The 9,257-nt window shown below is 37.2% G+C and carries 8 protein-coding genes; all 8 read left to right on the top strand.

What is annotated here, in order from left to right; genetic code table 11:
* Positions 1 to 337 precede the first annotated feature (337 nt).
* The 8 genes from V7068_RS18145 (at position 338) to V7068_RS18110 (ending at position 8,741) form a co-directional block, all read left to right on the top strand.
* Positions 338 to 1,135 (top strand): nicotianamine synthase family protein, encoded by a 798-nt coding sequence (locus V7068_RS18145; protein WP_119115902.1) that lies wholly within the window; start codon positions 338 to 340, stop codon positions 1,133 to 1,135.
* Between the two features lie 62 nt (positions 1,136 to 1,197).
* Positions 1,198 to 2,535, top strand: coding sequence for an opine metallophore biosynthesis dehydrogenase (locus tag V7068_RS18140; protein WP_499713940.1), 1,338 nt, complete (start codon positions 1,198 to 1,200; stop codon positions 2,533 to 2,535).
* Positions 2,535 to 3,401 (top strand): DMT family transporter, encoded by an 867-nt coding sequence (locus V7068_RS18135; RefSeq protein ID WP_499713939.1) that lies wholly within the window; start codon positions 2,535 to 2,537, stop codon positions 3,399 to 3,401. Before V7068_RS18140 ends, V7068_RS18135 begins: the two co-directional genes overlap by 1 nt.
* A gap of 131 nt (positions 3,402 to 3,532) precedes the next feature.
* A complete protein-coding gene (gene nikA / locus V7068_RS18130) occupies positions 3,533 to 5,101 on the top strand; it encodes a nickel ABC transporter substrate-binding protein (protein WP_499713938.1) in 1,569 nt (522 codons plus the stop codon).
* Position 5,102: 1 nt separating this feature from the next.
* Positions 5,103 to 6,047: a nickel ABC transporter permease gene (nikB, locus tag V7068_RS18125; protein WP_499713937.1), complete on the top strand. Its 945-nt coding sequence runs from the start codon at positions 5,103 to 5,105 to the stop codon at positions 6,045 to 6,047.
* A 71-nt stretch (positions 6,048 to 6,118) separates the two neighbouring features.
* The gene (nikC, locus tag V7068_RS18120) at positions 6,119 to 6,904 is read left to right on the top strand and encodes a nickel transporter permease (protein WP_499713941.1); all 786 of its coding nucleotides are present in this window, start codon (positions 6,119 to 6,121) and stop codon (positions 6,902 to 6,904) included.
* A gap of 22 nt (positions 6,905 to 6,926) precedes the next feature.
* A complete protein-coding gene (locus V7068_RS18115) occupies positions 6,927 to 7,976 on the top strand; it encodes an ABC transporter ATP-binding protein (RefSeq protein WP_499713936.1) in 1,050 nt (349 codons plus the stop codon).
* Positions 7,977 to 8,741 carry an ABC transporter ATP-binding protein gene (locus V7068_RS18110; protein WP_499713935.1) on the top strand — a complete coding sequence of 255 codons (765 nt, stop codon included), beginning with the start codon at positions 7,977 to 7,979 and terminating at the stop codon, positions 8,739 to 8,741.
* Positions 8,742 to 9,257 lie beyond the last annotated feature (516 nt).

Raw genomic sequence — 9,257 nt, 5'->3', positions numbered from 1 at the left:
GTATCCTTCAACTATTGGCGTTTTTTTATGGGAAAAACTCTTAAGGTTGTAAATCCATATTCGTCTGACCCCACTTCATTAAATTATTCCAATCCTAAATTTCTTATTGTAAGAAAAAAGTTAAGATTACAAATCGTAATCATTTTGCTTTGTATTCTGGAATAATGTTTTTGAAAATGAAAATAAAAATTCTGAAAATAAATCCAATAATTGAAGTTGACACACACGTAAAAGAAAAGTATATTTTAAATCGTAAAGATTACGATTTGTCAAAAGGAGGTGAAATCAATTCATCTGAATGGGTGCTTCTACATAAAAACAGGGGGTATTAAAGAATATGAAGGAGAAATATAAATTTTTACTTTCTTTAAAATTACTCGAATATGAAATAAAAGAATTAATGGTCTATTCAGAAGAGTGTCGCGTATGTTTTGAACTGCTAAAAAATAAATTAGACGATCTTTGTCAATTTGTAATTTGTGAAGAGAATTTGAATCAGTGGAAATTATGGGGGTGCCACAGTGAAGTAAAGAAACACTCTGAAAGGTTAAGAGAGGCTTCGGTAAAGGCACTGTGCGCTATGGAGAAATATCAATCTATTTGTACGTGTAACAATGAATTAAATTTAAGTGATTATATCAATGTTTTGTCAAAATCTGTCAAGCAAGAACTTGATCATTTTTGCATTGATGATACGTCTAAAGTACTTTTTATTGGATCAGGTGCATTTCCAACTTCGGCACTTACAATTGCTCAAGAAGCGGGAGCTAAAGTAGTAGGATTGGATATAGATAATGAAGCTGTAGAACTAGCAAAGAAAGTAACAAAATTTTCTGGTTTAGAATCAAAAGTTAAGTTTTCTAGTGAAAGTTTATATAAATTAGATTTTGTTAAAGAAGCTACACATATCATTATTGCTTCACTGGTAAGGAACAAGCTTGAAGTCCTAGATAGTTTAAGAACAAATATAAACATGAACGCTAAAATTATTTTAAGGTATGGGAATGGTTTAAAGTCTGCTTTTAATTATCCTTTAGAGAAAGACTTATCTCCGGATTGGATTGAAACCAAAATTAGTCAAAGTAAAAATATTTACGATACTATAATGTTAGAAAAATCCAGGCCGCTTGTTTAATTGATTTTAATTATATTTCTTGTAGATTCGGCCTTTAACTTAACAAAGGAATGTGATGATAGATGAGTAGTCTTACTACATTTAACGTTGGTAAAACGTTATCCCCGCCTTTCGGTAATACACTAATCATCGGTGCAGGACCAGCTGCCATACATATTGCTGTTAGTGTTTCTCGCGGGTGGAGTGACAATCTAGGTTTATTGAACAGAAAAGGTGTCCATACAGTTAGGCTTGCAAAAGAGTTGACACAAAACCACTATGTTCTTCATTCTAATGTACAAGGTGAAAAATATAACAACCTTTCGGGGACAGCTACATTAGATTGCTTTTATGCAGGCTATGATGACATTGATGATATTTGGCAAACACTTATTATATGTACCCCAAGTGACAGTTACACGGATGTAATCAATGCTTTAAATATAGATTCATTGAAAAAGGTAAAGACCATTATTTTAATTTCACCAAGTATTGGTTCTAACCTTCTTGTTACTAGTCAGCTGAAGAATTCAAAAGATAGAATTGATGTCATTAGTTTGTCTACCTATTTTGCTGCTACAAAATTTGATTCGAAAAATGTAAGTATCCGAACGACTTTTACAAAGGCTTTAAAGAAGCGCATCTATATTGCTGCTAGTCAAAATAACAGCACGGCTATTTTAAATGTTCAGCGTTTTATTGAAAGCCTGGGCATACACTGTACAGTGGTTAATCATACTATTGAAGCGGAGAGCAAGAACATTACAACTTATGTACACCCGCCTTTCTTCATCAATGAATTTTCATTAAGTGAAATATTCAGCTTGAAGGACTCGAAAAAGTGGATGTATAAAATTTATCCAGAAGGACCTATTACTCAACATTTGATAAAGGCAATGGTTTTACTCTGGAAGGAAGTTTCTATACTTATTGAATGCCTTGGAGCCAAACCTATTAACTTATTAAAGTTTTTAAATGATGACAATTATCCTGTTCACGAACTCACCCTTTCTCGGGAAGATATTGAGAACTTTCCCCAACTAGAAGAGTTGAAACAAGAGTATCTTCTATACATAAGATACGCATCTATTCTTATCGATCCTTTTTCCAAACCCGATGAAAATGGAAAGTACTTCGATTTTTCATCTGTTCCGTACAAAAAAGTTTATAAAGATTCATATGGAAAGTGGCTCATCCCTAGGATTCCTTTTGAAGATTATAAAAAATTGAAACTTATTTATGGTCTAGCTGAAAAAGTGAATGTTGCGATGCCGCAAACGCTGGAGTTAATCAAATACTTTGAAAAAAGATTACATGAATTCATACAAGAACATGGGGAAGATTCTTTTTATTCAGAGATTTTCAAGGATACAACAGAGAATGACGTAGAGGCCATATATAGCGAATTGGAGAGAAAATAATGAAAAATGGGGTTATCCTTGCAATTTTATCTTCCCTTGTTTTTAGTATTATGAATGCCCTAGTAAAGGCAGTTAGCTTATCGATTCCTTCCGCTGAGGTTGTGTTTTTTAGGAGTATTATTGGAACGATTATCATCTATTTTATGATGAGGCATAGTAAAGTGGCATTTTCTAAAAAGGGAGTTCCCATGCTTGCCGTTCGCGGTGTTCTTGGTGCCTTGTATTTGTTAGCCTATTTTTATACGATTTCTAAAATACCGCTTGCAGATGCAAGTATATTGGCTCATTTATCACCCTTTTTCGCTATTTTTATCGCCGCAATATTGTTAAAGGAGAAAGTGTCCCAAAGAGTACGTCTTTTACTTCCTTTTGTGATAGCAGGTGCCATTCTACTCGTGAAGCCATTTAATTATTCTACGTATTCGATCTATGCGTTCGTAGGTATTCTTAGTGCTCTATTTGCAGCAGGTGCAGCAACTTCCATACGCTACTTGAGTAAAAAACATCATTCCTATGAGATTGTCTTTTATTTCCTAGCGACAGCTACTTTGGTCTCTATTCCGCTTATGTGGAATAACTTTGTAGTACCCACACCACTCGAACTTATCTATTTGGTATGTATAGGAGTTGTTTCCTTGTTAGGTCAAATATTTTTAACGAAGGCCTTTACGCATGAGAGTGTGATTGTCGTAGAAATAACGAGGTATATTGGAATTGTCTTTAATGCCATGTGGGGATTTTTATTTTGGACAGAAGTTCCTGATATGTTAACCATATTAGGAGGAGTTTTCATTATTACTGCATGTATTCTGCTTTCGGCAAAACAGAATAAAGTGCCTACAGCGGAAGCGAAGCAAGGATTGTAAAGCAATAATACAGGGTTATTTCATATAAAGTAAAAAATAGACCTATATTTAGATAATTAGTTAGTAATATCTACCTATTAAATCGTAATAATTACGATTTAATCAAATTTATATATAAGGTGGGAGAAAGAATGAAAAGGAATATGTTCAGTATAAAAAAACTGCTTATTTTATCGCTAGGCTTAATGATTCTCGTAGCAACTGGATGCTCAGCTGAAAAGAGTCATTCAGATGCTGAAGGAGAAAAAACGGAAAAGGAGAAGAATGTGACAATGATCTTTAGCTTTAAGTCTCCTAACTTAGATCCCCATACTATATTTACTCCTATTCGTGCAGGTATTACAGAGACATTGCTAAAGCTGGATGAACACTCAAATATTGAAGGCTGGCTTGCAGAAAAGTGGGAGACAACGGACAATGTGACGTGGGAGTTTATCATTCGAGATGACGTAACATTCCAGGATGGAGCAAAACTAGATGCTGCTAAGGTCAAAGCTTCAATTGAACGAAGTATCACTGTCAATGAATCTCTTAAAAGTTCCTTGAAAATTCAATCAATGGAGGCGGATGGTCAAAAGCTTACCATTACAACTACAGAGCCATATCCTGCTTTACCATCAGAACTAGTAAACCCATATACTTCGATTATCAATATTGCAGCTGAAAAAGAAATAGGTGAAGAGGCATTTAGAAATGCACCGGTTGGGACAGGGCCTTTTCAAGTGAAGAAATTTACTCCAAATCAGGAAGTTCAAGTGATTAAAAATGATAACTACTGGGCAGGAAAGCCAAAAATAAATAAAGCAACGATTAAATTTAATGAAGATGCAAATGTCCGGGCACTTGCTTTGCAGTCTAGAGAGGCAGATGTAGTTTATAACCTTCCTGCTGAAGGTATAAAAGCTATTGGGAAAGATACAGCACTTAAGATTGAATCTGTACCTGGTCTTAGATCGCACTTTGTCTTATTTAATCAAAAAAGTCCAAACGTATCAGATATAAAAGTCCGGGAGGCCCTTAATTTATTACTTGATCGAAAAAGTATTGCAGATGATATCATGCTCGGTCATGCGGTTCCTGCAAATGGTCCATTTAACAGTACTCTTCCCTTTGGAATTGATGATGAAGTAAAAGAACTGGATATTGAAAAAGCGAAAGAGCTCCTTATAGAGGCAGGATATAAACAAAATGATGCTGGTAAGATGGAAAAGGACGGCAAGCCACTTAAACTTGAACTTATCACATACAAAGTACGTCCAGAATTACCATTAATTGCTCAGTTGTTTCAGTCAGATGCAGCAAAAGCAGGGGTAGAGATAGAGATTAAAATGGTCGAAAATGCCGATACTCATCTTTCAGAAAATAGCGATTGGGATCTTGCTACCTACAGTAATAATACATCACCACGAGGAGATGGAAGCTATTTCCTGAATGCTGCATTCACAGAAACAGGAGCACTTAATGTTGGAAAAATAAATATCCCAGAATTAAATAAATTGATTAACCAATTAAATACAACAAGTGATTTAGATGAAAGAATACAATTGACGAAAGAAGCAGCCAATATTATCAACAAGGAAATAGTACATAGCTATGCTGTTTATCCAAATATTCTAGTAGGTATGAATAATCGAATTAAAGGCTGGGCTCCTACAGCTGAGGAGTACTATATTATAACCCATACATTGGATGTGAAATAAGGTGTTAGAACTGGTTAGAAAGCGCCTTGTTCAATTAGTGATTGTTTTATTTCTATTATCCATATTTACCTTTAGCTTAATGAAGCTAGCCCCAGGTGATCCTGTTATGGCGATTTTAAATGCAGATGAAATGATAGTAACTGAAGCTGATCAAGTTAAGCTCCGAAGTGAGCTTGGCTTTGATCAGCCTCTATATGTTCAGTATGGTCAGTGGATGCTCGGTTTAATTAAGCTTGATCTCGGCCAATCCTACATGAGTGGAAAGCCTGTATGGGACGAGATGATGGAACGTTTGCCAATCACCGTGCAACTTACAGTTGGTGCACTTCTTGTGATGGTGTCTATTTCTGTGCCACTGGGTATCATCTCAGCTCGTTATCCTGGAAAATGGCCAGATTACGTCAGCAGAATTCTTGCCTTAATTGGAGCATCCGTTCCAAGCTTTTGGTTTGGATTGATGCTCATATACTTTTTTGCTTTTAAGCTTCAAATCCTTCCATCAACTGGAATAGGGACCTTCTCTCAAACGATATTGCCTTCCTTTGCCTTAGGGTTTTCATTGGCGGCTGTGTATGCAAGACTTCTTAGAGCAGGACTTCTTGGAAGCTTTTCTGAGGATTACATTCAAGCGGCACGAGCTAGAGGAGTGAAAGAATGGCGGATTCTTTGGTTCCACGCTTTTAGAGCAGCCTTGCTGCCTGTTATTACTGTTTTTGGATTAAGTGTGGGGAGCTTACTTGGTGGAGCTGTCGTAATAGAAATTTTATTCTCTTGTCCAGGACTTGGAAGTATGGCAGTAGATGCGATTTTTAGCCGTGATTATCCAGTCATACAAGGATATGTCCTCTTAACAGGCGTATTCGTAGTAGTAATGAATTTATTCGTGGATCTATCCTACTATTTACTAGATCCACGCATTAAGCAAGGAAAGGAGGAATCTGCTTGAAAATCTCTCATATTTTGCAAAAGAAACCTTATTTTCCGCGCTTGGTACGGATAAACTCGAAGTCAATAACAATGTTTGGTCTCTTTTCTCTTTCAATTTTTATTCTTATTACAATCATAGGACCTTTTCTTGTACCGAACGATCCCTTTACGGCAAATATGGCCGAGCGCCTTGCCTCTCCAAGCTTAACATATCCTTTTGGGACAGATCATATGGGAAGGTGCATTTTTTCCAGGCTAATTATTGGCTCGCAAACAACACTTGGCATTACGGCGCTGGTCGTTGCAATGGTTATTTTGATTGGTATTCCGCTCGGTTTGCTGTCAGGGTATATTGGCGGACGATTTGATTCATTTGTGATGCGCCTAGCAGACGGCTTAACAGCACTTCCAGAGTTTATATTAGCGATTGCAATTGCAGGCTTTTTAGGTCCGAGTTTAACAAATTTGATGATCTCTGTTGTTTTAGTAAAGTGGATCAGTTATACGAGGGTTGTGAGAGGCATCGTCTTATTAGAACGGGAAAAGGAATATATATTAGCGGCAAAGGTAGGAGGATGTCCAACATGGAAGATTATCACTAGGCATTTGCTGCCGCAAATTATTTCGCCGGTTCTCGTGCTTGTAACGCTGGATGTTGGAAAAGTCATTTTAATCATCTCTTCTCTGTCTTATCTGGGTCTTGGAGCTCAACCCCCGGCACCAGAGTGGGGAGCAATGCTAAACGACGGCAGGCCGTATTTTCAAACCATTCCTGAATTAATGTTCTATCCAGGAATGGCCATTTTCATTCTCGTTTTATTATGTAATTTAATTGGAGAGGGATTAAGAGATAAGCTTGATATAAAAAACATATAACGAAGGAAACGGGGGTATTAGGATGCCTGCAGTAATGGATTTAAAAATACAAAACCTAACAAATACGGACAGTCAACAGAAAGTATCCGGGCTTCAATCTATCCCTGTCCTTGAAATTAAGAATCTATCGATTTCATTGTGCGGTGCTAATGGGCAGGAAGACCATACACTAGTTAAAAATCTGAACTTTACAATTCGTCCGGGTGAAATGCTTGGTCTTTCTGGAGAAAGTGGAAGTGGAAAAAGTTTGACTGCTTCCGCTATTTTAGGATTGCTTCCAAAATCTCTACATGTTTCAGAGGGGCAAATTGAGTTCCGGGGTAAAAATCTCACAAGACTTTCAGAAAAGGAAATGAGATGTATACGAGGAAAAGAGATTGCTTATCTTTTTCAAAACTATCAGGGGAGCTTTACTCCTTTTATTAAGATTGGTAAACAGCTTATTGAATCGCTTCGCAGCCACGAGAAAATTAGAAAAGCAGATGCAAGGAAGAAAGTTCTCTTCTGGCTTGAACGTGTGCAGGTGCCAGCAGAACGGATTTTCAGCAGATATCCTCACCAGCTTAGCGGAGGACAGCTTCAAAGGGTATCTCTTGCTGCAGCGCTTATGTTTAATCCTTCACTGATTATTGCGGATGAGCCGACAACCGCTCTTGATGTCCTTACAAGTGAGAAGATATTAGATTTGCTTGCCGATCTTCAGAAGGAGCTGGGTTGTGCGATACTCCTGATTTCTCATGATCTTAAACATTTGTTAAAGAGAGCGAATTCAATGGCTGTGATGTATGGAGGACAAATTATTGAAAAGGGTTTAACTAAGAATATCGAGACTAATCCGCTTCATCCATATACAAAGCTGCTGCTGCGGGCAAGGCCTGTCTTAACTCAAACAGTACCAGGAAAATTAGCCGTAATCCCTGGAGAGCCAGGACTCGTTGCTAAGCAGGGCTGTTCATTTACTCTTAGGTGTACGAAATCATCAGAGAAGTGTAGTATGGTGCCAGAGATGCAACTAGCAGAAGATTCCCACTACACGGCATGCCACAATTTAGAAACGGAAGAAGGAAACTAAATGCTTCAAGTTAAAAATGTTTGTAAATCCTACCGCTCAAACAAGGTATTGAACGATGTCTCTTTTCAAATACAGCAAGGTGAATGTCTGGGGTTGATTGGGGAGAGTGGGAGTGGAAAAAGTACACTAGCTAAATTGATATTAGGGCTCGACCAATCTGATAGAGGACAAATCACACTAAATGGCATAGATTTTCAGTGTTTAAAAGGAGCTGAGCTTAGAAAGGCAAGGCGTCACGTTCAAGTTGTGTTTCAGGACCCAACAGCATCCTTAAATCCGAAGCTTCCTGTATGGAAATCTGTTATTGAGTCCCTAGAAAATTATCCTGAAGTGACTCCCTCATTTTTAAAGGATGTAAGAAATGATAAGAAGCAGATGGCAGAAATTCTGCTCGAAAAAGTGGGTCTGAATAAAAGCCTGCTTGAAAGATATCCGCACCAGTTAAGCGGAGGTCAGCGTCAGAGAACTGCGATTGCAAGAGGAATTAGCCTTCAGCCAAGCTTGCTTATATGCGATGAACCTACCTCCAGTCTAGATGTATCCATTCAAGCACAAATCCTAAACCTACTAAAGGAATTGAGAGAAGAGTTTAATATGTCCTACTTGTTTATTTCCCATGATATGGCTGCTGTTCGATATATATGTGAACGAATGGCCGTGTTAAAAGAAGGTGTGCTCGTTGATTTATTTGTATCAGAAGATTTATTTTTAAAAAGGCGCCATCCCTATACGCAGAGGTTAGTAGAGGCAGCAACAGAGAAATAAAACTAGCGTTAAATTTTACACTACTAACCAATTATTTTGTTGAAAAGTTTAAGTAACAATTTTATTGCTGGTGACCTTCTAATTTTTATCTTCATAAGATAATACCTCCTTAAACAAATGTGTTGAATAATTGTTCTTGAAGGAGAACCCAAAAATGTACAAGAAAGTCGAATGATCACCAAAGGCTTTTATTCATTCTCTTCGTAACGATATCTTTTGGGCTCCAGCAATCAAATTTATAGTTTGGCTTTGTTTGATAGTTAAGTCTTGAACATTGATAATCTACTTTCTTTTGGTTAGCCTTCACCACTCTAAAGTGTTGACAACTAGCACAGCGATGATATCTGTTGTAAATTTCCATCATAGACCTCTTGATCTTTCCTTTTTATTAGGCTGTGTTAATGAATATTGTTCATTTATAAGATTTTTGGCTCCTACGCGTGCGAGACCGTGGTCTCACACGCGTTTCAGAGATCTGCTGAATTTAAATGAAGTCAAAAATCAACAGCGTCATAT

The organism is Bacillus sp. JJ634 (assembly GCF_036962285.1).
GTDB classification, from domain to species: Bacteria; Bacillota; Bacilli; order Bacillales; family DSM-1321; genus Peribacillus; species Peribacillus asahii_A.
This window is presented reverse-complemented; position numbering and strand designations above follow the sequence as displayed.

What these genes read in the sequence shown, in the direction of transcription:
- V7068_RS18145 (WP_119115902.1), top strand. Translation starts at nt 338, where the DNA reads ATGAAGGAGAAATATAAATTTTTACTTTCTTTAAAATTACTCGAATAT.
- V7068_RS18140 (WP_499713940.1), top strand. Translation starts at nt 1,198, where the DNA reads ATGAGTAGTCTTACTACATTTAACGTTGGTAAAACGTTATCCCCGCCT.
- V7068_RS18135 (WP_499713939.1), top strand. Translation starts at nt 2,535, where the DNA reads ATGAAAAATGGGGTTATCCTTGCAATTTTATCTTCCCTTGTTTTTAGT.
- nikA (WP_499713938.1), top strand. Translation starts at nt 3,533, where the DNA reads ATGAAAAGGAATATGTTCAGTATAAAAAAACTGCTTATTTTATCGCTA.
- nikC (WP_499713941.1), top strand. Translation starts at nt 6,119, where the DNA reads ATGTTTGGTCTCTTTTCTCTTTCAATTTTTATTCTTATTACAATCATA.
- V7068_RS18115 (WP_499713936.1), top strand. Translation starts at nt 6,927, where the DNA reads ATGCCTGCAGTAATGGATTTAAAAATACAAAACCTAACAAATACGGAC.
- V7068_RS18110 (WP_499713935.1), top strand. Translation starts at nt 7,977, where the DNA reads ATGCTTCAAGTTAAAAATGTTTGTAAATCCTACCGCTCAAACAAGGTA.